The organism is Paenibacillus solani (assembly GCF_050475945.1).
GTDB classification, from domain to species: domain Bacteria; phylum Bacillota; class Bacilli; order Paenibacillales; family Paenibacillaceae; genus Paenibacillus_AQ; species Paenibacillus_AQ solani_A.
Genome location: NZ_JBCMXJ010000007.1, coordinates 21325 through 43949 on the forward strand (window position 1 = coordinate 21325; position 22625 = coordinate 43949).

Sequence of the window (22625 nt, forward strand, 5' to 3'; positions counted from 1 at the left end):
AGTCACACGAAAAGTTACATCAGCGCCTTATGTTTTTGAGCGATTATATATCCACGGTGGTTTTTAATGAAAGAGGTGAATGAACCCATGTTTAGTGATACAATTGCTGCGATTTCAACGGCTGTCGGTGAAGGCGGAATAGCGATCATTCGCGTGAGTGGTCCCGATGCTGTTCAGGAAGTGGAGCGTATATTTAAAAGTAAAAACAAATTAACACAAGTGCCTTCGCATACCGTTCATTATGGACATATTGTTGATCCGGACACTAGAGAGAATTTGGAGGAAGTACTTGTCACCGTGATGCGTGCCCCTCGTTCCTTCACAACGGAGGATGTGGTCGAGATTAGCGCCCATGGCGGCGTTATCTCTGTGAAGCGGGTCATGGATCTGCTGCTTCAATTGAACATTCGCCTCGCGGAGCCGGGGGAATTTACGAAGCGCGCCTTCTTGAATGGCCGTATCGATCTGTCCCAGGCCGAAGGCGTCATGGACTTGATCCGCTCGAAATCCGATCGGGCCTTCTCTGTTGCCCTCAAGCAAGTGGAGGGTTCGTTATCCCGCAAGATCAACGAGCTTCGTCATATTTTGGTGGAAACCCTGGCTCATATCGAAGTCAACATTGATTATCCCGAGCATGATGTGGAATCACTGACCTCAGCTTTTATTCGCGAGAAAAGCAAGCTTGTGATGGATGAGATCGATAAGCTGTTAAAGACGGCCCAAGAAGGGAAAATTCTTCGTGAAGGGATTACAACCGCCATTGTCGGTCGGCCTAACGTGGGTAAATCCTCGTTGCTTAATACGCTCGCTCAGGATAACCGGGCCATTGTTACGGATATTCCCGGGACAACACGCGATGTGATTGAGGAATTTGTCACGATTAATAATATTCCATTAAAGCTGCTTGATACTGCAGGCATCCGGGAGACGATGGATGTGGTCGAACAGATCGGTGTTGAGCGATCAAAACATGCCGTAAATGAGGCAGATCTGATTCTTCTGGTGCTCAATGCCAGCGAGCCGCTGCATCAGGACGAATTGGAATTGATGGAACAAATACGCGGTAGACAATGCATCGTCATAATGAATAAAATGGACTTACCGTCCCAGCTCGATCTGGATATTCTGCATCGGTATTACCCCGATGAATTGATCGTTCCGATGTCAGTGAAAGCTGAGGAAGGTATTGATCGGCTGGAAGAGGCGATATCGAACTTGTTCTTCAGCGGCCAGATCGAAGGCGGAGATTTAACCTATGTGAGTAATGTCCGGCATATCGCCCTCCTGAAGAAATCCAAGCAGTCGCTTCAAGATGCTTACGATGCGGCTGAGCAGTTCATTCCGATCGATATGATCCAAATCGATGTGAGATTGGCTTGGGAACAGCTAAGTGAGATTTTGGGCGAAGCGGTTGGCGATTCGCTGATCGATCAGATTTTTTCACAATTTTGCTTGGGTAAATAAGCTCAAGGGATTACTATATATAGTAGGAACCAGTTTGCAATGACAAGGTTATCCCAAGAAGAGGGATGCCTTATGGTGACATATAGAACATAATAATAGAACAGGATGGTGAGCTATGAGTTATATGGGTGGCACTTATGACGTCATTGTCGTCGGTGCAGGTCATGCCGGCTGCGAAGCGGCGCTTGCATCAGCACGTATGGGTGCCGAGACGTTAATGGTAACAATCAATCTGGATATGGTCGCTTTTATGCCATGTAATCCGTCAATCGGAGGTCCGGCAAAAGGACATGTTGTACGGGAAATTGACGCATTAGGCGGAGAAATGGGACGTAATATCGATAAAACCTTTATCCAGATGCGGATGCTGAATACGGGTAAAGGACCAGCCGTTCATGCGCTGCGCGCCCAAGCCGATAAGTTCTTGTACCAACATACAATGAAGGAAATGCTGGAGAAGGAAGATAAGCTGACGCTGCGCCAAGGGATGGTTGATGAGATTATCGTTGAGGATGGCGTATGCGTAGGGATTGTCACACAGACAGGTGCAGAATATCGTGCCAAAGCGGTCGTGCTTACGACAGGTACCTACTTGCGCGGCAAGATTATTATGGGTGAACTCACCTATGAGAGCGGTCCGAACAATCAGCAGCCATCGGTCAAACTGGCACAAAATCTGCGTGAGCTTGGTTTTGATCTGGTTCGCTTCAAGACTGGCACGCCGCCGCGTGTGCATAAGGATACCATTGATTTTTCCAAAACGGAGATTCAGCCTGGGGATGAACATCCTAAGTTTTTCTCTTATGAAACCAAATCATCAGATAATGAGCAGCTTCCATGCTGGTTGACTTATACATCGATCGATACACATCAGATTATTAATGATAATCTTCATCGTGCACCGATGTTCTCCGGTATTATTGAAGGTACAGGGCCGCGCTACTGCCCATCCATCGAGGATAAAATCGTTCGTTTTGCCGACAAGCCGAAACATCAGATTTTCCTTGAACCTGAAGGTAAAGATACGAAAGAGTATTATGTACAGGGGCTGTCTACCAGCATGCCTGAGGACGTTCAGATCAAGATGCTTCGCTCCATTCCAGGCCTTGAAAAGGTTGAAATGATGCGTAACGGCTATGCGATCGAGTATGATGCGATGATGCCAACCCAGTTGTGGCCTTCTCTGGAAACAAAGAAACTGCCAGGACTATTCACAGCGGGTCAGATTAATGGTACCTCGGGTTACGAAGAAGCAGCTGCTCAAGGGATTATGGCAGGAATTAATGCAGCACGTAAAGTACAGAACAAAGAGATGGTGGTTCTTGACCGTTCCCAGGGTTATATTGGAGTATTGATTGATGACCTGGTAACGAAGGGAACGAATGAGCCTTATCGTCTGCTTACCTCCCGTGCAGAATACCGTCTGCTCCTTCGCCATGACAATGCCGATCTGCGTCTTACGGAAATTGGTCATGACATCGGACTGATCTCGGAAGAGCGCTATGCCAAATTCGTTCTGAAAAAGCAGCTCGTCGAGCAGGAGATCGAACGTCTTCGCCAAGCGAAGGTGAAACCCGTTGAGGTCAATCCTATGCTTGAAGCAGCAGGCTCTGCACCGATCGTGGATGGAAGCAATCTGCTGACGATTCTACGCCGTCCGGAAGTTACGTTTGCGATGATTGATGCATTCTCGCCTTCCCCTTATGATCTGGATGAGGATATGAGAGAACAGGTTGAAATTCAAATCAAATATGCGGGATATATCGAGAAACAGCTGGGGCATGTAGAGAAGCTCCAGAAGATGGAGAAGAAGCGGATTCCGGAAGATATCGTGTATGACGGGATCAACGGGCTGGCCATGGAAGCGCGGCAGAAGCTGAATAAAATCCGCCCGATCTCGATCGGTCAAGCATCGCGTATCGCTGGGGTAACACCAGCTGACATTTCAATACTTCTCGTGTACTTGGAACACTATAACCGGGTGACCGCAGCGAAAGGATAAGGAATGGATAACATTCAGAAGGCTTTTGTAGACAGGCTTCAAGAACATGGGATAACCGTGACTGAGGAGCAGCTCCACCAATTCGAGTCGTATTATGAAATCCTGGTGGAGTGGAATGAGAAGATGAATCTGACCGGTATTACCGAGCGTGAACAGGTGTATACAAAGCATTTTTACGACTCGATCACACTTGCCTTTTACGTTGATATGGCAGAGGTCAGTACGATGGCTGATATCGGTTCCGGTGCTGGGTTTCCAGGAATTCCGCTGAAAATATGCTTTCCTCACTTGAAATTAACAATTGTCGATTCACTCAATAAGCGGATTAACTTTCTAAAGCATGTCGTCGATTCCATCGGGCTTTCGGGTGTTGAGCTGATTCATGGACGTGCAGAAGAGGTAGCTCGCAAACAAGGCTATCGTGACGGCTTTGATTTGGTTACCGCAAGAGCAGTTGCGAGGATGGCAGTGCTGAACGAGTTCTGTCTGCCTTTTACCAAAGTAGGAGGGAGATTCGCTGCTATGAAAGGCAGTGACCCTGCGCCAGAGGTGAAAGAGGCGGGTCGGAGCTTGAAGGAGCTGCGCGGAGAATTGGACACCATTCATTCCTTCTCTTTGCCTATTGAGGAATCTGACCGACATATTGTGATTATTGGCAAAAAGGGAGCTACACCTTCCAAGTATCCTCGCAAAGCAGGTACAGCGACTAAAACTCCAATTATATAAACATTTGAACAGGACTCTACGGAGTCCTTTTTTTATTTGGGTAGAAAATATTAGGAAGCAGTGAAGAGCAAAAAGTAGACTGAACCTCTCTGATCTGAAAAATAGCATGTATATGTTCATCTCTAACTTGTTATATAGCCATATATGCTTTGTTCTATTTTATTCTTATGCGCCAGTTACGTTATAACCGAATCCACTTTTATTTTATCTACATAATAATAGATTTGTCTTAAAGGATGAGCTGATCTGTTAAGTTGAAATGTTTCACGTGAAACATTTGATGCTTGTCAGAGATTAATCATAAAGAGAGAGGCTGCCGATGTGTGATTATTTTTCTGGACGAACTTCTCTAATATGTGAAGAATTATTACCTGTCATAAACATAGTGGAGTAAAGGCTTCATGCTGTATAAACGAGATATTTTACAAGGTTCAATTGCTGCTTCAGCACATTCGCATGGATAATCAATGAATTGGCATTTTCCACAACGATTGGACATGCTTATCTATATTGATTGAGAAAACGATGCTTATTCCTGATATTTAAGGCAATAACTTTGGAGCTATGCACAAATCAGATATAAACCAAGCGAGAAATGCAGGAAAAAAGGTGATATTGGAGAATAGAGTTATAGGACAAAAAGTGGTAGAATAGAAACGTAGTATCCACTCGAATCTATCGGGCATTACACCCGGATCTTTCAGGGAATTAGAGAGAGGATACATCTTGGCAAGGCGACCTGTTCACCCTTGCTTCATGACAGTCAACCACTAGATTTATTGGGTGGGGTGCTGTTGGTGGAGGATGCCATGCTTAACAGAGGTTGTGGCTCTTGCAAGAAATTGCAAACATATATACCACTTGTGAGATATCGATGTTTATTAAACATCATGATAGGATCTCCAGTTATATCTCTCAAGAAGCAACCGTTTCATGCAGCGGTTTATAAAATTAGAGAAGATACGATGATCATCAACGGGTGATGTTCTCTAACTGCATGAATATGTTTTTGCAGGGAAATGCCTGGCCCCACAGAGGATTTCAGCACGAATGCTGCTTAATATATTTGGATTTTATTGGATGACGATATATCCATGAAATACTCCTCTTGTGGTCAGCCAATCGCTGATACCGATTCCGGGCATTCCGGAGGCTTATCCGTGCTATCATGAAATTAGGTGGTAATATACGGAATGAAAGAACAATTTTCGAGATTGTTTGGCTTAGCTGCAGAGCGGAACCAAGGGGATGAAGTGAAACAGATCCCCGTAGACGAGGTTGTCAGCAGCCCATACCAGCCACGAACGATATTTGATGATGAGAAGATTGATGAACTGCTCCAGACGATTAAAACGCATGGAGTCATTCAACCGATCGTCGTTCGTGTCCGCAATGGCGTATATGAGATCATTGCAGGGGAGCGTCGCTGGCGTGCGGTTAAGAAGCTGGGTCTGGACACGATTCCGGCCATTGTTCGGGAATTCAATGATTCACAGGCAGCTTCGATTGCATTGATCGAGAATTTGCAGCGTGAAGGCCTTACTTCGATAGAAGAGGCTGTAGCTTATCAGAAGCTGATCGATCTTCACCAGTTAACACAGGAAAGTTTGGCACAGAGACTAGGCAAAAGCCAGTCAACAATAGCTAATAAAATCCGTCTGCTGCAGCTGCCTGAAGCTGCCAAGGTTGCATTGATGGAACGCAAAGTGACAGAACGACATGCTCGTGCACTCCTTTCATTGGATAATGAGGAAACTCAGCTCAAGGTGCTGGATGAGATTATTACCAAAGAATTGAATGTGAAACAGACGGAAGCACGTATTGCCTTCTATAAAGAAGTAACAACCATGAAGAAGTCCAAACGAATCTCTTACAGCAAGGATGTTCGGTTGGCTCTGAATACGATTCGTCAATCCATTGATATGGTATCCGGTTCGGGAATGGCTATCAAAACCACGGAGAATGATCACGAAGACCATTATGAAATCGTTATAAAGATACCTAAACGTTAACACATGGTGTAAAGCGGTATACATCGTACCGCTTTTTCTGATGAGTATGAGATGAGAATGCACGTATTCTATAGTCTTGATTCTTAAGCTGCAGGAATCGCTTGGAATAGAGAAAAAGCATGTAATTGTAAGATTACTCATTTTCATCGGCGGTAATCCTGGTCATCCCATTCATATTCCAGGAATCTTACTTAAATTCATACACAGATCATCGCTGTATGTCATCTATTGCGACTACTTAGAAGAGTCTTCCTACATTGAGGTGAAATGAGTGTCAAAGATAATTGCCATAGCTAATCAAAAGGGCGGGGTCGGGAAAACAACGACATCCGTCAATCTGGGAGCTGGATTGGCTTCGCTAGGCAAACGGGTGCTTTTGGTGGATATAGACCCCCAAGGAAACACGACGAGCGGGGTAGGCATTAACAAAGCAGATGTTGCAAATTGCATTTATGATATTATCATCAACGAGGTGCACCCGAAAGACGCCATTTGCGGGACAAAAGTGGACGGACTGGATATCATTCCGGCAACCATTCAATTGGCGGGAGCTGAGATTGAATTGGTTCCTACGATTTCCCGTGAGGTGCGATTGAAAAAATCACTCCAATTAATCAAGCCCCAGTACGATTATATTTTGATTGACTGTCCTCCATCGCTTGGTATTTTAACCATCAACTCATTGACTGCCGCCGATTCGGTTATTATTCCAATTCAATGCGAATATTACGCTCTCGAAGGTTTGAGTCAGCTGTTGAATACGGTTCGGCTCGTTCAGAAACACCTGAACACCTCTCTCAAAATTGAGGGTGTGCTGCTGACGATGCTGGATGCGCGTACCAATCTTGGCATACAGGTGATTGAGGAAGTGAAGAAGTATTTTCAGGAAAAGGTATACCGAACGATTATCCCAAGAAATGTTCGTTTAAGTGAAGCACCATCCCATGGACAGTCGATTATTACATATGATCCTCGTTCCAAGGGAGCGGAAGTATACTTGGAGTTGGCAAAGGAAGTGATCTCGTATGAGTAAACGTTTGGGAAAAGGGCTTGATGCGCTTATTCCTTCTTTGTCTATTCATGATGATGACAAGGTAGTGGAAATTCCGCTCAGCCAATTGCGAGCGAATCCGTATCAGCCGCGTAAGACCTTTAATGATGAGGCGATTCAGGAGTTGGCCGAATCGATCCGCCAGCATGGAGTTATTCAGCCGATTATCGTCCGTAGTGTGCTGAAAGGCTATGAAATCATTGCCGGGGAGCGTCGATTCCGGGCATCTCAATATTGTGGCAAAGCAACTGTTCCAGCGGTGGTTCGCTCATTCAGCGATCAACAAGTGATGGAAATCGCCCTTATTGAGAACCTTCAGCGTGAAAATCTCAATGCTATGGAAATCGCTGTAGCTTATCAAGGGTTGATGGAACAATTTTCCTTAACCCAGGAAGAGTTATCTCTGAAGGTGGGTAAGTCTCGATCCCATATCGCTAATTTTCTACGGCTCTTGTCTCTGCCGGAAGAAGTGAAGGAAAATGTTTCACGTGGAACATTGTCTATGGGACATGCCCGTGCCATCGTAGGGATTAAAGATCCAATTCTTGTGAAGCAACTGGCTAAGCAATGTGTAGAACAAGAATGGAGCGTTCGCGAGTTGGAGGAAGCGGTCAAGAATCTTGATCGCAAGCCGGCCGATAAAGCCAAGGTGAAGGTTAAGAAAAGAGACCCTTATATCGACCATCTGGAAGAGGACCTGAGGGAACGTTTCAAAACGACCGTGAAGATTAAGCACAATAAAGACAAGGGTAAAATTGAGCTTAACTACTATAGTAAACAGGATTTGGAGCGGTTGTTGGAACTTCTTCAATGAGTTTTTTGGAAGGTTGATGGATCATAGAAGAGCTAATTGGAATGAAGGGTTGGATAGTAAGTTTCAGTAATTAAAAACAAAAGACATGTCGACGTCCTTGTAAAAGGAATAAGATATGTCTTTATTTAACTGGATAGACTTGGATCCTCCAGGAATGGGAGTTACAACAGACGTTATTCACCTGGAATTCATTAGACCATATTCATTACGAAGAAGATGAAGGGGAAACAACATGGAACCGATCATTTATCTGGACCACGCAGCTACTTCATGGCCAAAGCCGCCCAAGGTATTGGAAGCTATGAGGAAGGCGATGGATGAGGCAGGGGCGAACCCTGGTCGTGGGAGTCATCGAATGGCTGTGGAAGCATCCCGTGTCCTCTATGGCACTCGAAAGGTACTCGCCGATTTGTTCGGAGTGAATAATCCTAATGATATCGCCCTGACGTCCAATACAACCGAAGCTCTCAATTTAGCGATCAAAGGGTATCTGCGTGAGGGAGATCATGTGATTGCCACGATGATTGAACATAATTCAGTGCGCAGGCCTTTGGAATACTTGAAACGCACACGAGGAATCCAGGTGGAGTATGTGGCAGTGGATGAAGAGGGACAGCTTGATTTGGAACTCATTGAGCGTGCTTTTTGTCCTAACACCAGATTGGTTGTGTGTAGTCATAGTTCCAATCTGCTAGGCTCGATTATCCCGCTTATGGAGTTGGGGAGAATCGTCAAGGAGAAGGGGGCTGTGCTGCTCGTAGATGCTGCTCAGAGTGCCGGTATGCTGGATGTTCACGTAGAAGATATGCATGTGGGTATGCTGGCTTTTCCCGGTCATAAAGGTCTCTTGGGGCCTCAGGGGACTGGTGGTTTATATATCTCACCCCATATAGAACTGGAACCTCTCATGCATGGAGGCACAGGAAGTCAATCAGAGGCGATTGAACAGCCTACAGTTCGTCCTGATCGATACGAGGCAGGAACGCCGAATACGGTTGGGTTTGCGGGGCTTCGGGCCGGAGTTGAGCAGGTGCTTGAATGGACACCGCAGCAGATCTACCAGCATGAATGGGAACTGACGCAATATTTGATGGAGGGTCTGCAACAGATAAGAGACCTTCGGTTGCTCGGACCAGGACTTGGAGTAGCTCGGACGGGCATCGTGGCTTTTGTGTCAGAGAGATATAACGCATCGGAACTGGCTTTCCGATTAGACCGGGAATATGGAATTGCCGTAAGGGCAGGGTTTCATTGTACGCCGCTTGCGCATATGGCTTCAGGAACGGCGCAGACAGGTGCAGTGAGAGCAAGCGTAGGAATGTCTACTCGCCGTGATGAAGTTGAACGGATGATAGAGGCGATGGTAGAAATTCATAGTTAAACAAACTGATCAAGATGGGGAAGAGAAAGGAAGAAAGCATGACTGAATTAAATGAATTGATCATGGAACAGCTTCATTGGTTTGTCGTCGGAATGGTCATTATCATCTTGATCTTATGGTTAACATTGATAGTTCAAGGGGCTAAACTTCGCAAAATGAGACGTCGTTACGATGCGATGATGGCAGGCAGCGGGGTAGAGGATATCGAATCGCTGTTGGTTCAGCTAAAGCTTCAAATGGATGAGATTGAAGAAGGGCATGCCAATCATCAACAAATGCTGGACAATATCAGCGGCCGTTTAAAAGGAATGAAATCAAAGGTTGGTATTGTCCGTTATAATGCGTTTGGTGAGCGGGGGAATGAAATGAGCTTCTCCCTGGCTATTCTTAGTGAACAAGAGGAAGGGGTCATTCTAACCGGTCTTCATAACCGGGAGAGCTCTTATGTGTATGCGAAACCGCTGAAGGATGGTCAATCGAAATATCCGTTGTCTCCAGAAGAAAAAGAAGCTGTTACTCTTGCGCTGCAAGAAGGGTAGAACGATTCCATTCTTTTATGCCTGCGAATAGACAGGTTGCAATAATATCAGATAACCGCATGACCAAGCTCAAGCGAGTGTTCTGCAATACAAAGTATTCCATAAAGCCGCCGACATTGACGATACCTGTTACATGGATATCGCCGACCGGCGGTAATTCTTTATGTACGCCAGCTCCAGGCTTTAGAGGTCCATCAGAAACTTGAATAGAACCTACACTTGATGATTGGCCCAGACAAGCATCAATCCCGATGACAAAAGGATTATCGAATGTTTCATTTATAGTAGTTAACGTATCTTTAAGATTCATGGCGTGGACAGGCTCGTCCAGTGTTCCGTAGAGATGAAACAGGGAACTGTTATAACGAGCAAGTGAGGTGCCAACCAGTGGACCCAGACAGTCGCCCGTAGAACGGTCGGTACCGATGCAGACAATGACAAGCGGCCGATGCTGAATACGAGCGTCAGATAGATGGAAGAGCAGGCGATGTATAATAGCAGAATGGATATTCGGATCGGTGTGTGGTAATTTTAAGCTTGAGGCTTCAGGACGCGACGTGATTTTAGTTAGACGGTTCATAGAATCTTCCTTTCGTCTGCATTTGGTAGTATCAGTATATGGATGAAAGACTGTTTTTATACTCGGGGATTTGCCTAAATAGCGATGAAACATTTATTACAAAGGAATATTTGATATAAAACTCAGAGTTGATAGTTAGGAAATGAATAGAGATAGATATAAAAGGATGATAGGCATGTTAGAGGAGGATGGAGCAGTGGAGGGAGCGATGCTAATCGCATTTGATTCAACCCAGCAGGCGCTGCGTGCAGAGATGCTGCTGGAGTACGCGGATATCGAAATTGATCTTTTTCCTACACCGAAGGAGATTACCGCAGGTTGTGCATTATCGATTCAATTCCCACCTGATGCGTTAAAAGATGTTCAAGGGATTATCCGGCAGGAACAAGTGGAGATCCGTGGCATCTTTGCGCTAGACCACAACAAGAGATATATCAGCATCGAAGAGTAAGGGAGGGCAATAGGAATGATAGGTTTTGGCTACTTATCCGGCGATACGGACCCGGGTAATTTGAGTGATTTGCCGAAGGAGGCTAAAGAGGTGAAGGACAAGTTCTGGGGCTGGTTCACGAATGAAGATATGTGGATGAACGTCCTGAGTTCTGGCATTCGGGTTATCATTATTTTTATCCTGACGCGAATCGTTATACGAGTTGTGTATAAAATGATTGATCAGTTTCTGGGCCGGGAGGAGAAGAGCCGGGTTCAAGTTAATGTGCGACGGGCTGCTACTTTAGGCGGATTGTTAAAAAATGTAACATCTGTCACATGTAACTTTGTCATGCTCTTGATCATTCTGTCTGAGCTCGACTTTGACCTAGGACCCTTGCTGGCCAGTGCGGGAGTTCTTGGGCTGGCGATTGGTTTTGGGGCGCAGAGCTTGGTAAAGGACGTGATTACCGGTTTCTTCATTATATTTGAAGATCAGTTTGCCGTAGGCGACGTCATCAAGAGTGGCGAGTACCGGGGGACAGTCGAGATGATCGGGATTCGCACATCGCGTATCAGAGGATTGAATGGGGAAATTTACATTGTTCCTAACGGAATGATTACCAGTGTCACTAACTATTCTCTTTCAAATTCCATAGCCATCGTGGATCTGCCCGTAAAAAATGATCAGCAGGTCAAGGACACGGTAGCGCTGATTCAATCGGCCCTTAGTGATATACAAGAACGTCGGCCGGAGGTAAACCGGACACCTGATGTGTTGGGAGTTCAAACCCTGAATACATCGGAGTATACGGTACGCATCGTGGCTGAATGCAATCCGAATGCAAGGGAAGATGTGGAGCGTCAAATTTTTACGGATATCAAACAAGCCTTAGAAGCGCAGCAAGCGCTCAAAGAACAAGCTGAGGGTTGATCTTACCTTAGACGCAATGATATATAATAGGTAAGAGGAAGCGATTAGGAAAAGGGAGCGGTCACATGGAACGCAAGGTATTTCAGTTAGGGGACATCGTGCAGATGAAGAAACCCCATCCTTGTGGGAATAATGAAATGGAAATTATCCGCATGGGGATGGATATTCGGATTAAGTGCACCAAATGCCAGCATAGCGTGTTGATTCCAAGGTTGAAATTTGAGAAGAACATGAAAAAGGTGCTGCGATCGGCTCAGGAATCGGAAGGGGCAGGAGATGTACAATAATATCTCCTCTCCGGAAGGTTAGAGAAGGCGGCAGGCATTAGAAGGCTCAAGAAAGACAGCTTTTCTTTTTCTTACGATCTGAAGATGATGTATTGATGGGTCATTAACCAGAGCAAGTGGGGGATTGAACGTTAGAAGTTCACCTGAATGCCAAGAGCAGACGAGTAGGGCAAGCTATTGACTGAATAGCTTATTCGTGCTATAATCAATTCTGCTGTGGAAAGGTACCCAAGAGGTCCAAGGGGGCTGACTCGAAATCAGTTAGGCGTCGCAAGGCGTGCGTGGGTTCGAATCCCACCCTTTCCGCCACCAATCGTTTAAAGTTCCGCTGTTATGGATATAGACGATATCGTTACATAGCATAAGCTAAGGCACTCCATAGTGCCCGGAATAAGACACCCTCATGGCAGACAATCTCTGCGGGGGTGTTTTTGTTTGTTATAAGATTGAATGGATCAGCAAGAAACACCAATAGCAGCACATAAATAAAGAAGGACCCAATCGGGTCCTTCCTTCTGGTTAGGCGGTGCTTGTGAATTGGAATCATTTTATCAACACTTCTGCGAACCTTGTCAAAAGCTTCACTTGTCCTAGAGGTCAAGCATTCGGCTCATTCCTCAGCTTGCAATTCGTGTGATGATCTGAAACCTCATGCGTCGTTCAACTATAACGTTCAACGGAACCACACCTCTCTCATGCACCGCCTAATTATAATGTGCGCATTAAGGTCTGTTTATATACATGCTAATTTTAATGGATGACGTATCCAAGGTTAAATGAAATGAAGCATTCATTGGACGGCAACCATTTTAGCAATACTTGGACCTATGCACAGAGTACAGCAGATACGCAGAACGCCAAATAATCTATGGAGCCCAGATTGCTTCACACTTTATTTAGGTTGCACCCGCCGCTTATTCAACCACACACGATCATCATTCTGAGTTTCGGGGAAAGTATCGCCCTTGCTCATCTTAATTTGCCTTGGGTTCTCGATGCCCATAATATGATCTCGGACGCCCACTTCCATATAAATGCCGTTGTTGGGCGCTTTGTCGCCTGCACGAAATTCGGTTTGTTCTCCCATTGTCGAATGCCTCCTCAGGATGATGGATGGATTGCATGTATTATCGTGCCCTATGGGACCTTAAATCATCGCAGGAAATGTGAGAAAGGCACGGGAATAAAGGGAAGAGGGACATTTCGATCAAGGAAAAGAAACTTGCATCGGATCACCCGTTCTGATATAGTATTATGGTGCGAGTTAGACTCGCTCCTTGCTCTCAACTGAGATTGAGGGCCGAAGTCCATAAGGAGGTGAAACATATGCGCAAATATGAAGTGATGTACATTATTCGTCCTGACATTGAACAAGAAGCTGTTCAAGCTGCAGTCGATAAATTCCAAGGCATCATCTCCAACGGCGGAGAAATTACAAAGCATGACGTAATGGGTAAACGCCGTCTTGCGTATGAGATCAAGAAATTCCGTGATGGCGTCTACGTTCTGGTAAACTTCAACGCAACACCTGAAGTTGTAGCTGAACTTGAGCGTCTCATGAAGATTTCTGACGAAGTTATTCGTTATCTCATCACGAACGACGTTGCTTAATACAGTCTAAACTTTGTAATTGATTTCGTTCTAAGGAGGGGATTGGATTGTTGAACCGTGTCATTTTGATTGGCCGACTGACTAAGGATCCCGAGCTGCGATATACTCCTTCTGGTGTTGCTGTAACGCAATTCACACTTGCTGTCGATCGTCCGTTTACTGGACAAGGCGGGGAGCGCGAAGCGGATTTCATTCCGGTCGTGACCTGGAGACAGCTTGCGGAGACATGTGCGAACTATCTGCGTAAAGGCCGTCTGACGGCTGTAGAAGGGCGCATTCAAGTGCGGAATTACGAGAATAACGAAGGTAAACGTGTATACGTCACCGAAGTCATTGCCGATAATGTTCGTTTCTTGGAGTCAAACCGTGATTCAAGCGGTGGCGGAGGAAATCGTGAGGAATCATCATTCAGCGGAGGAAGCAACAGCAATAACAGTGGCGGAAACCGTGGAAATAATAACTACTCGCGAAACAACAATCAGGATCCTTTTTCCGACGAAGGAAAACCGATCGATATATCGGATGATGATTTGCCATTTTAATACGGAAAGGACTGACAACGCATGGCTTTTAAACAAAGAGAAGGCGGAGACAACGACAAAAGACCGGCACGCCGTGGCGGCCGCAACAAGCGTCGTAAAGTATGTTTCTTCACTGTGAACAAAATTACTCACATTGACTATAAAGATACAGATCTGCTCAAAAAATTCATCAGCGAGCGCGGAAAAATCTTGCCTCGTCGTGTAACAGGTACTAGCGCGAAATATCAGCGTGCTCTGACGATTGCGATCAAACGCTCCCGTCAAATTGCATTGCTTCCATACACAACGGAGTAATCCTTGTGTGCAAGCAGCCCAGCCTTTTATGGCTGGGCTGTTTTTTGTTTCATTCCAATGCTGAATTGGAGTGTCTCTACAGAAGAATCATGTCTCCTCCTATTGGACAATTACAGAGCTTATAAATCATACATAATACGATATTAGAGTAAAGCTTTCCAGTTTTAAAGTCATGAATTCTTGTCTGTATAAAGTGGACATTGTCTATTGTAAGCAATACAAGAGGGAATTTTATGCAGGGCATTTTTGAGTTGAAAATAATGCTAACTCGATCTTAAAACGAGGTGGCTTAAAATAGTTTCTTCTATTATATATAGGTACTTATTAGAAAGGCCTTGGAAGGAAGGAAGGGCTGTTCCTTCTATAATCAATATAGATGAAGTAAGCATTTAATAATAAGATGGTTTGCCTAGCCTGAACGATCCTTTCCTTAAGAAAGACGATGTCTATCTGATACACACATAATGAACGGCCGCGATAATGCCAGAGGCACCACAGAGAACAAGCAAATAAGAAAAAAGGATAAAATTCTGAAAAGTAGTTGTGTCCACCCCTGACATACATTTATTAACCTAATCTCACTCTGACAGTTGGACTTCATATGATGCATATTCCTCATCCATTATCCAAACGATAAAGGGAAAAGGAGGAAGTTTGTATGTGCAGAAGATTCTCGCTGTCCGCACCACTCGAGGAAGTAAATGAGCGTTTTCAAATTAACCGGGTGATGTATTACTATAAGAGCCGGTACAACATCAGTCCAACTCAAACCATGCCTGTAATCATTCAGCAACAGGGAGAGCGAGTACTCGATGAATATCGCTGGGGGCTTGTTCCCTATTGGGGAAAAAATTCGGTTAATGCGGATATTACAACAGTTGATCAGAATCCTACCTACCGAAAAGCGATTGACAGAAGACGCTGTGTAATTCCTTGTAACGGTCTTTACTACTGGAGAACGGTTGGTAAACGGAGTTATGCTGTAAGGACCATGATTGGAGATAATGAAATATTCGGGATGGCGGGATTGTATGAGACTTGGCGGGATGCCAGAGGAAACGAGATGAGAACCTGTACCGTGCTTATGACAGAAGCGAATGAGGCGATTCGGGAATTCGAAACTCGGATGCCAGCCATTCTGTCCGAAGACCAGGTGAATAAATGGCTGGACCCTGAGCTTCAGGGGATAGGATCGCTTTATTCACTGCTTAACCCTTACCAGGGGCAAATGAAGATCTATCCGGTGACCCCGTTAGTAGCAGATGACTCTCATGATCATCAGCAGTGCATTGAAGAAATGGATTTAAAACTTGCCTGGGTCAAGAGTCTGTAGCCCACCGCAGTTAAGGGAACCTGATTGATCATTATGAGATGAATCGAACAAGAAAGCAATCCGGAACGGTAATCTGGATTGCTTTTTTTGTTGGAGTGAGAAGAGAGGAGAGTTCTGCAGAGGACTCTGTTTTCTCCTGGGAAGAACAGCAAAACGAGGCGATCGACTTATTTTAAAAAATGCAGCAGCAAGTGATATGGGGCTGTAGATAGAACCTGCAAAAAACAGGTATAGCAGAAAATACGTCATCTCTGAACTAGAGCAGGCATATGGTTAAGATAATATATTACATTAATAAAACGATCCGACTCCTAATCAAGGAATCAGGCAGTCTTCGCGTTATGTTTTATTACATGGATGCTGCGTTTTAAGCCGTTTTGAGATGAAATCCAAACAAAATGCTTGTATAATGTGATTGATTATTACATAATTGTGGCAATGGATTGAGCCTTTATGGAAATAAATTGTTAATATTTATGAATATTACATACATTTTCAGTAAACAGTGGATATCCCACGGAAAGAAACTAAATAATTAACCACGAAAACGATATTAAAAACATAATTTTTGAGAAAAACGAAAAAAAGTAATTGACGTTACCTAAATTTACACGTATCATAACATTAATTTTATAGGCAAGTAGATAATGCTAGAGACTTTGGCACTAATTGACCAATGGTATATTTTCTGTAAAACTTTCAAGTTCTTTCATCATGCGATGACACCCGAGAAGTTTTAGAACAAGTACCGAAATTATTTAAGGATGATTTCAATATTCGTCCTGATAATTTATATGCAACAACACTTTTTAAGAGGAGGATTTGCATGAAGAAAAGAATGTCACTCCTGCTGGCTCTCATGCTTCTGACCATCACGGTTCTAGCAGCATGCGGCGGCGGGAAAACAGCAGAACAGCCACCAAGTCAAGGGGAACAGCAAGAAACAACACCACCAGCTGAAGGCAATGGCGAAGAGACTACAGAACCGCCGGCTGAAGGCCAAGACGAAAGCCAAGGTTATTTCGAAGCAGAAGATCCATCTGCTAACCCATCAGCAGCGTTAAATCGTAAAGATACGCTCGTTGTGGGTATGACAGCACCTAAAGGGGTATTTAACCCATTCTACTGGCAGACAGCATATGATCGTTTTGTTGTAGACGCTATCTTTGATTCTTTCTTCTCTCTGAACGGGGATGGAACTTACAATAATCGCCTCGCTGAGAGTGTAGAAGTATCGGAAGACAAATTGAAGTACACGTTCAAACTGAAGCCGGGTGTGACTTATTCTAACGGTGATCCAGTTACTGTAAAAGACTATGCTTTTGCAATGAAAGTTTTACATGACAAGAGCTATGACGGTCAATCCGACATTATGTCCGTCAACATTAAAGGCGGAAAAGAATACCACGATGGTAAAGCTAACGAGATTTCCGGTATTAAAGTTATCGACGACAATACCATTGAAATTGAAGTTACTGAAGCGAATGCTATGACTAAGGATAATCTGGGTACTATCTTCTTCGTTCCAGAATCCGTTTATGGCAAAGACTACAAGCAGGGCGACCTGGAGTACATGAAAAATCTGCATGCTAAACCTATCGGCAGCGGTCAATATGTGCTGAAGAGCTTCTCTCCTGGACAAGAGGTAGTATTGGAAGCTAATCCTAACTATTTCTTGGGCGCACCAAAAATCAAGAACGTCATCTACAAGACTACAACCGATGAAACCAAATTGGCGATGTTCCAATCCGGTGAAATCGATATGGATATGGTTACCGTGAACGAAGATAACGTAGAAGCTTTGAAAGAGATGGGCTTCCTGGATATTAACATCTTCCCAACGAATGGTTACGGCTATGTTGCACTGAACCATAAAGATCCTAAATTCCAAGATGTTAAAGTTCGTCAGGCTCTGCTCTACGGTTTGAACCGTGCTGAAATTGTTGAAATCATTTATGGTCCATATGCGAACGTAATCAATGTTCCACAATCCAGTGAATCATGGGCTTACACGAACGAAGGTATTGAACCGTATGAATTTGATATCGAGAAAGCAAAGCAGCTTCTTGATGAAGCAGGCTGGGTACCAGGTGCTGACGGCATTCGCGAGAAAGACGGCAAGAAACTCGATATTCACTTCTCTGCAACGGCTGACAACCCGGTAATTGATGCGTTGATTCCAATTATGACGCAGAACTATCAAGAACTGGGTATTAAATTGACAACAGAGACTCTGGACTTTAATGCGATCATGGATAAGAAGGATAAAGGCGAGTTTGAAATGTTCTTTGCTGCTTGGGGCTTGACTCCAGATCCAGACTCCACCGTATACATTACGGACGGACAGCAAAACGACATCGGATTCTCCAATCCAGAATATGATGCAGCTATGAAAAAAGGTCTGAATGCCTTTGATTTGGAAGAGCGTAAAGCAGCTTATGCTGAAGCATATCAAGCGTTGAACAAGAACGTTCCGGATCTTCCGATCTATCAAAGACGTGACGCATGGGCGATCAACTCCAGATTGAACGGTGTTGACATCACACCTTACAAAAACTTTGCAATTGATCTGTACAAAGCAGAAATTCAACAATAGCATCAGGAACCATATGCTCAGCTCACAAGAGCTGGGCATATGCACTTATAAGCCGGGAGGAATATTATGAAGCAGTACATTATCCGGAGGCTGCTGCAGATCATCCCGACCTTGATCGGGATTTCGATTATCATATTTGCTATATCATCTTTAGTGCCAGGTGATTATATCACTGCAGTGGATAACCCGACGATGACTGCTGAAAAAGCAGCTCAGCTTCGGGAAATTTATGGTTTAGATAAGCCCCCTGTAGAGCGTTACCTTACATGGGTCGGCAATATGTTAAAGGGCAATCTCGGAGATTCCCTTGTGCACAAGCAACCAGTTACAACCGTAATGAATAATTACGTATGGAATTCATTTTTTGTTGCGATTTTCGCTTTAATATTCAGTTGGATTATAGCTACTTTTGCTGGTGTCTTCTCAGCGAAGTTCCAGTACTCATTATTCGATAAGATCGTAACCCTGGTCATCTTCTTGTGTATGTCACTGCCTTCTTTCTTTATCGGACTCCTCTTCATCAAGTTTTTTGCCTTGGATTTAGGATGGTTCCCTGTTGGCAGCATGAAGACTTCAGGATTGAATGGAAGCACATGGGATCAACTGGTTGATATTGCATGGCATATGGTCATGCCAGTTACCGTGCTTACGATGCTGAGCACAGGCAGTTTGACACGATATTTCCGAACAAGCATGCTGGAGGTTATCCGTCAGGATTACATCCGTACAGCGCGTGCAAAGGGATTGAAAGAACGTACGGTAATATTCAAGCATGCACTTCGTAATGCGATGCTGCCTGCTATAACTCTCATGGGCTTTGAGCTCCCGTCCCTGTTTGGCGGAGCCATTATCATGGAGAAGATTTTCATCTGGCCCGGGGTCGGTCAAGTTTATCTGGAATCGATCAATATGCGGGACTATCCGTTCATGCTTGGTTTCACAGTATTCATATCCGTACTGACACTTCTGGGCAACCTGTTGTCTGACGTTCTGTATGGAGCTGCTGATCCAAGAATTCGCTTAAAGTAGGAGGAGATTCAATTGTCCGCAGAGACTGCACCATTAAAAACGAATCTACCAGTTCCGAAGAAGCGGCCGGATTCCCCGTGGCGAATTGCGATTCGCCGTTTTGCCAGAAACCGTCTTGCTGTTATCGGACTTTTTATTGTTGTATTTATGTTTTTGCTCTGTTTTATTGGCCCACATTTTTCACCTTATGATCTGTACGATTACAATAAGCTCGATAAGAACTTGCCTCCTAGCTCGAAATATTGGCTGGGCACCGATAAGCTGGGGCGCGACATCCTGCTGCGCATGATGCTTGCAGGCCAGATATCTCTTTTGGTTGGACTAGTTGCGACAAGCATTTCGGTCATCATCGGAGCAACCATGGGAGCTCTAGCAGGATTTTATCGTAAATGGGTGGACACGCTGATTATGCGTATTGCTGATATTTTTATGGCACTGCCTACACTGCCGATCCTGATCATTCTTGGTGCGATTTTGTCGGACCTGAAGGTAGAGCCATCGGATCGTATCTATTACCTAATGTTAATCATCGGGATACTCGGCTGGAGTAGTATATCCCGTCTCGTTCGCGGTCAAATCCTGGGACTCCGCGAGCAGGAATTCATGCAAGCGACCGAAGCTTTAGGGCTCAAAGATCGCCGGAAAATCTTCCGTCATCTGCTTCCTAACACGATTCCGATCATTATCGTATCGGCAACATTAGGGGTAGCAGGGGCCATTATCTTTGAATCTTCACTAAGCTTTCTTGGAATCGGTGTGGTTCCACCGACGCCGTCATGGGGAAATATGATCTCTGCCGCCAACAATCTCATTGACTTCCGCAAACGGCCATGGCTATGGATTCCGCCAGGGACGTGTATTCTGGTGACCGTTGTTGCGATTAACTTAATCGGTGACGGGCTTCGCGACGCACTTGACCCGAAAATGAAGAAGTAGGAGATGCGAATATGGCAAAAGATTTAGTAGAATTCCGCAACTTAAAAACGCATTTTCAAACCTCCGCAGGCACCGTAAAAGCCGTCGACGATGTAAGCTTCACCATTCGTGAAGGTGAGACACTGTGCGTGGTAGGCGAGTCAGGCTGTGGTAAGAGTGTGACAGCCATGTCTCTTATGCGTTTAATTGATACGCCTCCGGTAGGAGGAGAGATACTGTACGAAGGCAAAGACCTGCTCAAGATGAGTAAGCGCGAGATGAGTTTTATCCGCGGTAATGATATTGCTATGATATTCCAGGAGCCAATGACCTCGCTCAACCCGGTATTAACGATCGGAGAGCAGATTGTTGAGCCTATTCTGCTGCATCAGCTTGTCGATCGGAAAGAGGCCAAAAAACGCGCCATCGAATTGATCAATATGGTCGGCATTCCGCGTGCAGAGAAGATTTTCGATTCTTATCCGCATGAGCTCAGTGGCGGTATGCGCCAACGGATCATGATCGCCATCGCGCTCAGCTGTAATCCAAAGCTTCTGATTGCCGACGAGCCGACGACAGCGCTTGATGTTACGATTCAGGCTCAGATTCTGGATTTGATGCGTGATATTAAGGAAAAGCTGAATACGTCCATCATGCTGATTACGCATGATCTCGGTGTGGTAGCCGAGATGGCGGATTATGTAGTTGTTATGTATGCAGGGAAGGTTATTGAAGAAGCACCTGTTATTGAGCTCTTCAAGCAGCCGAAGCATCCATACACGAAAGGACTATTAAAAGCGAAGCCGGTTATTAATCAGACGCAGGAACGACTGTATTCCATTCCCGGTCAGGTACCAAACCCGGTGGATCTTGGAGACAACTGTCATTTCCATGATCGCTGCGAGTTCTGTATGCAGATCTGTAAAGAGAAAACGCCTCCGCTCGGTACTGATCCTAACGGCCACAAGGTCGCTTGCTGGTTGTATGAAGAGGAGGGGAAAGCATAATGAGTCAGGCATTAATCGAAGTTGACGGTTTGAAAAAATACTTTCCCATCACTGGCGGCGTCTTTCAACGGACGGTTGGGAATGTCAGAGCGGTTGATGGGGTCAGCTTTACCATCAACAAGGGAGAGTCCTTCGGTCTTGTAGGTGAATCCGGCTGCGGCAAGAGCACCATCGGACGGACAATCCTTCGCTTGCTGGAGAAGACGGAAGGTAAAGTGATCTTTAACGGTCAGGATATTCATTCATTATCCAAGACCAAAATGCGCGAAATGCGTCCCAAGATGCAGATTGTATTCCAGGATCCATTCAGTTCCCTAAACCCGAGAATTAAGGTGGGCGAGGCTATCGGTGAAGCATTAATCGACCATGGCTTGGTTAACCGCCGGGAACTTAAAGAGCGTGTGATCGAAACACTTGAGATTTGTGGTCTTGCCGCTTATCACTATGATCGTTATCCGCATGAGTTCTCCGGTGGACAGCGCCAACGGATCGGGATTGCCCGTGCGTTGATTCTAAACCCTGAATTTATCGTAGCGGATGAGCCAGTATCTGCATTGGATGTTTCGATCCAAGCACAGATTATCAACTTGCTCAGTGATTTGCAGCGTGAGAAGCAGCTGACCTACTTGTTCATTTCTCATGACCTCAGCGTGGTTGAGCATTTGTGCAACCGAATTGGGGTAATGTATCTGGGCTCGATGGTAGAAATGGCTAGCAAGGAAGAATTGTTCCGCAATCCGCTGCATCCATATACCAAAGCACTGTTGTCAGCAGTCCCGGTACCGGATCCAACCTTAAAGCGCGATCGGATCGTACTCAAGGGCGACATTCCTAGCCCGGCAAATCCACCATCCGGCTGCAAGTTCCACACTCGCTGCCCATTGGCTTCAGATCTCTGTAAACAGCAAGTACCGGAATACCGCGATGTAGGCAATAACCACTTTGTGGCTTGTCACTACGCTTAATAGGACTCTTATATCCAGATTGTTAACCGGGATAAGAGAGTAACTAGATTTACCGTATTCATAATAGGACTTCCTCCGTCTGCGGACGGGTGGGGTCCTTTTTCGTTATTTTGA

General features: G+C 45.1%; 22 protein-coding genes and 1 tRNA gene. 21 read left to right on the top strand and 2 right to left on the bottom strand.

Translation table 11 applies throughout. The annotated features are described in order from the left end of the window. The first annotated feature begins 87 nt into the window (after positions 1-87). From mnmE to ABEQ74_RS08305, 8 genes are all read left to right on the top strand, one after another. Complete coding sequence (mnmE, locus tag ABEQ74_RS08270; protein ID WP_430121353.1) at positions 88-1464, top strand: tRNA uridine-5-carboxymethylaminomethyl(34) synthesis GTPase MnmE; 1377 nt, start codon at positions 88-90, stop codon at positions 1462-1464. A 115-nt stretch (positions 1465-1579) separates the two neighbouring features. After that, entirely contained in the window at positions 1580-3466 is a 1887-nt protein-coding gene (mnmG, locus tag ABEQ74_RS08275; RefSeq protein ID WP_430121355.1) for a tRNA uridine-5-carboxymethylaminomethyl(34) synthesis enzyme MnmG, read from the top strand. 3 nt (positions 3467-3469) lie between these two features. After that, positions 3470-4192, top strand: coding sequence for a 16S rRNA (guanine(527)-N(7))-methyltransferase RsmG (rsmG, locus tag ABEQ74_RS08280; RefSeq protein WP_430121357.1), 723 nt, complete (start codon positions 3470-3472; stop codon positions 4190-4192). 1193 nt (positions 4193-5385) lie between these two features. Further along, complete coding sequence (gene noc, locus ABEQ74_RS08285) at positions 5386-6204, top strand: nucleoid occlusion protein (RefSeq protein ID WP_430121359.1); 819 nt, start codon at positions 5386-5388, stop codon at positions 6202-6204. A gap of 271 nt (positions 6205-6475) precedes the next feature. Next, positions 6476-7237: a ParA family protein gene (locus tag ABEQ74_RS08290; RefSeq protein WP_430121361.1), complete on the top strand. Its 762-nt coding sequence runs from the start codon at positions 6476-6478 to the stop codon at positions 7235-7237. Then, a complete protein-coding gene (locus ABEQ74_RS08295) occupies positions 7230-8069 on the top strand; it encodes a ParB/RepB/Spo0J family partition protein (protein WP_430121363.1) in 840 nt (279 codons plus the stop codon). The genes ABEQ74_RS08290 and ABEQ74_RS08295 overlap by 8 nt, the downstream gene beginning before the upstream one ends. Before the next feature lie 232 nt (positions 8070-8301). Continuing rightward, entirely contained in the window at positions 8302-9450 is a 1149-nt protein-coding gene (locus tag ABEQ74_RS08300; protein ID WP_430121365.1) for an aminotransferase class V-fold PLP-dependent enzyme, read from the top strand. A gap of 38 nt (positions 9451-9488) precedes the next feature. Next, a complete protein-coding gene (locus ABEQ74_RS08305) occupies positions 9489-9989 on the top strand; it encodes a DUF4446 family protein (protein WP_430121367.1) in 501 nt (166 codons plus the stop codon). Here ABEQ74_RS08305 and yyaC read toward each other — a convergent pair. Further along, positions 9964-10569 (bottom strand): spore protease YyaC, encoded by a 606-nt coding sequence (yyaC, locus tag ABEQ74_RS08310; RefSeq protein ID WP_430121369.1) that lies wholly within the window; start codon positions 10567-10569, stop codon positions 9964-9966. The genes ABEQ74_RS08305 and yyaC overlap by 26 nt on opposite strands. 208 nt (positions 10570-10777) lie before the next feature. Here yyaC and ABEQ74_RS08315 point away from each other — a divergent pair, with 208 nt between their 5' ends. The 4 genes from ABEQ74_RS08315 (at position 10778) to ABEQ74_RS08330 (ending at position 12528) form a co-directional block, all read left to right on the top strand. Then, on the top strand, positions 10778-11020 hold the full coding sequence (locus tag ABEQ74_RS08315) for a DUF3343 domain-containing protein (RefSeq protein ID WP_430122140.1): 243 nt from the start codon (positions 10778-10780) through the stop codon (positions 11018-11020). Between the two features lie 15 nt (positions 11021-11035). Next, positions 11036-11932 (top strand): mechanosensitive ion channel family protein, encoded by an 897-nt coding sequence (locus ABEQ74_RS08320; RefSeq protein WP_430121371.1) that lies wholly within the window; start codon positions 11036-11038, stop codon positions 11930-11932. Between the two features lie 65 nt (positions 11933-11997). Next, the gene (locus ABEQ74_RS08325) at positions 11998-12219 is read left to right on the top strand and encodes a DUF951 domain-containing protein (protein WP_053490754.1); all 222 of its coding nucleotides are present in this window, start codon (positions 11998-12000) and stop codon (positions 12217-12219) included. 218 nt (positions 12220-12437) lie between these two features. Beyond that, positions 12438-12528: transfer RNA gene (locus ABEQ74_RS08330), tRNA-Ser, on the top strand. A gap of 583 nt (positions 12529-13111) precedes the next feature. Here the strand turns inward: ABEQ74_RS08330 and ABEQ74_RS08335 are convergent. Further along, entirely contained in the window at positions 13112-13306 is a 195-nt protein-coding gene (locus tag ABEQ74_RS08335) for a YjzC family protein (RefSeq protein WP_015738119.1), read from the bottom strand. Between the two features lie 239 nt (positions 13307-13545). Here ABEQ74_RS08335 and rpsF point away from each other — a divergent pair, with 239 nt between their 5' ends. The 9 genes from rpsF (at position 13546) to ABEQ74_RS08380 (ending at position 22511) form a co-directional block, all read left to right on the top strand. Further along, positions 13546-13830: a 30S ribosomal protein S6 gene (gene rpsF / locus ABEQ74_RS08340; RefSeq protein ID WP_009591503.1), complete on the top strand. Its 285-nt coding sequence runs from the start codon at positions 13546-13548 to the stop codon at positions 13828-13830. Between the two features lie 47 nt (positions 13831-13877). Next, a complete protein-coding gene (ssb, locus tag ABEQ74_RS08345; RefSeq protein WP_430121374.1) occupies positions 13878-14372 on the top strand; it encodes a single-stranded DNA-binding protein in 495 nt (164 codons plus the stop codon). A gap of 21 nt (positions 14373-14393) precedes the next feature. After that, positions 14394-14666, top strand: a complete 273-nt coding sequence (gene rpsR, locus ABEQ74_RS08350; protein ID WP_006207333.1) for a 30S ribosomal protein S18 — start codon at positions 14394-14396, stop codon at positions 14664-14666. Between the two features lie 658 nt (positions 14667-15324). Then, complete coding sequence (locus ABEQ74_RS08355) at positions 15325-15999, top strand: SOS response-associated peptidase (RefSeq protein ID WP_430121376.1); 675 nt, start codon at positions 15325-15327, stop codon at positions 15997-15999. Positions 16000-16825: 826 nt separating this feature from the next. Beyond that, positions 16826-18595, top strand: a complete 1770-nt coding sequence (locus ABEQ74_RS08360; protein ID WP_430121378.1) for an ABC transporter substrate-binding protein — start codon at positions 16826-16828, stop codon at positions 18593-18595. Between the two features lie 66 nt (positions 18596-18661). Then, positions 18662-19624, top strand: a complete 963-nt coding sequence (locus ABEQ74_RS08365; RefSeq protein ID WP_430121380.1) for an ABC transporter permease — start codon at positions 18662-18664, stop codon at positions 19622-19624. Between the two features lie 12 nt (positions 19625-19636). Further along, the gene (opp4C, locus tag ABEQ74_RS08370) at positions 19637-20560 is read left to right on the top strand and encodes an oligopeptide ABC transporter permease (RefSeq protein ID WP_430121382.1); all 924 of its coding nucleotides are present in this window, start codon (positions 19637-19639) and stop codon (positions 20558-20560) included. 11 nt (positions 20561-20571) lie between these two features. Beyond that, positions 20572-21546 (top strand): ABC transporter ATP-binding protein, encoded by a 975-nt coding sequence (locus tag ABEQ74_RS08375; RefSeq protein ID WP_430121384.1) that lies wholly within the window; start codon positions 20572-20574, stop codon positions 21544-21546. Then, the gene (locus tag ABEQ74_RS08380) at positions 21546-22511 is read left to right on the top strand and encodes an ABC transporter ATP-binding protein (protein ID WP_430121386.1); all 966 of its coding nucleotides are present in this window, start codon (positions 21546-21548) and stop codon (positions 22509-22511) included. Before ABEQ74_RS08375 ends, ABEQ74_RS08380 begins: the two co-directional genes overlap by 1 nt. Positions 22512-22625 lie beyond the last annotated feature (114 nt).

Coding starts and splice junctions, on each gene's coding strand:
- noc (WP_430121359.1), top strand. CDS start 5,386: ATGAAAGAACAATTTTCGAGATTGTTTGGCTTAGCTGCAGAGCGGAAC.
- rpsR (WP_006207333.1), top strand. CDS start 14,394: ATGGCTTTTAAACAAAGAGAAGGCGGAGACAACGACAAAAGACCGGCA.
- ABEQ74_RS08320 (WP_430121371.1), top strand. CDS start 11,036: ATGATAGGTTTTGGCTACTTATCCGGCGATACGGACCCGGGTAATTTG.
- ABEQ74_RS08325 (WP_053490754.1), top strand. CDS start 11,998: ATGGAACGCAAGGTATTTCAGTTAGGGGACATCGTGCAGATGAAGAAA.
- ABEQ74_RS08295 (WP_430121363.1), top strand. CDS start 7,230: ATGAGTAAACGTTTGGGAAAAGGGCTTGATGCGCTTATTCCTTCTTTG.
- ABEQ74_RS08305 (WP_430121367.1), top strand. CDS start 9,489: ATGACTGAATTAAATGAATTGATCATGGAACAGCTTCATTGGTTTGTC.
- ABEQ74_RS08355 (WP_430121376.1), top strand. CDS start 15,325: ATGTGCAGAAGATTCTCGCTGTCCGCACCACTCGAGGAAGTAAATGAG.
- ABEQ74_RS08365 (WP_430121380.1), top strand. CDS start 18,662: ATGAAGCAGTACATTATCCGGAGGCTGCTGCAGATCATCCCGACCTTG.
- ABEQ74_RS08335 (WP_015738119.1), bottom strand. CDS start 13,306: ATGGGAGAACAAACCGAATTTCGTGCAGGCGACAAAGCGCCCAACAAC.
- yyaC (WP_430121369.1), bottom strand. CDS start 10,569: ATGAACCGTCTAACTAAAATCACGTCGCGTCCTGAAGCCTCAAGCTTA.
- ABEQ74_RS08375 (WP_430121384.1), top strand. CDS start 20,572: ATGGCAAAAGATTTAGTAGAATTCCGCAACTTAAAAACGCATTTTCAA.
- ABEQ74_RS08380 (WP_430121386.1), top strand. CDS start 21,546: ATGAGTCAGGCATTAATCGAAGTTGACGGTTTGAAAAAATACTTTCCC.
- mnmG (WP_430121355.1), top strand. CDS start 1,580: ATGAGTTATATGGGTGGCACTTATGACGTCATTGTCGTCGGTGCAGGT.
- rpsF (WP_009591503.1), top strand. CDS start 13,546: ATGCGCAAATATGAAGTGATGTACATTATTCGTCCTGACATTGAACAA.
- ABEQ74_RS08360 (WP_430121378.1), top strand. CDS start 16,826: ATGAAGAAAAGAATGTCACTCCTGCTGGCTCTCATGCTTCTGACCATC.
- rsmG (WP_430121357.1), top strand. CDS start 3,470: ATGGATAACATTCAGAAGGCTTTTGTAGACAGGCTTCAAGAACATGGG.
- mnmE (WP_430121353.1), top strand. CDS start 88: ATGTTTAGTGATACAATTGCTGCGATTTCAACGGCTGTCGGTGAAGGC.
- ABEQ74_RS08315 (WP_430122140.1), top strand. CDS start 10,778: ATGCTAATCGCATTTGATTCAACCCAGCAGGCGCTGCGTGCAGAGATG.
- ABEQ74_RS08300 (WP_430121365.1), top strand. CDS start 8,302: ATGGAACCGATCATTTATCTGGACCACGCAGCTACTTCATGGCCAAAG.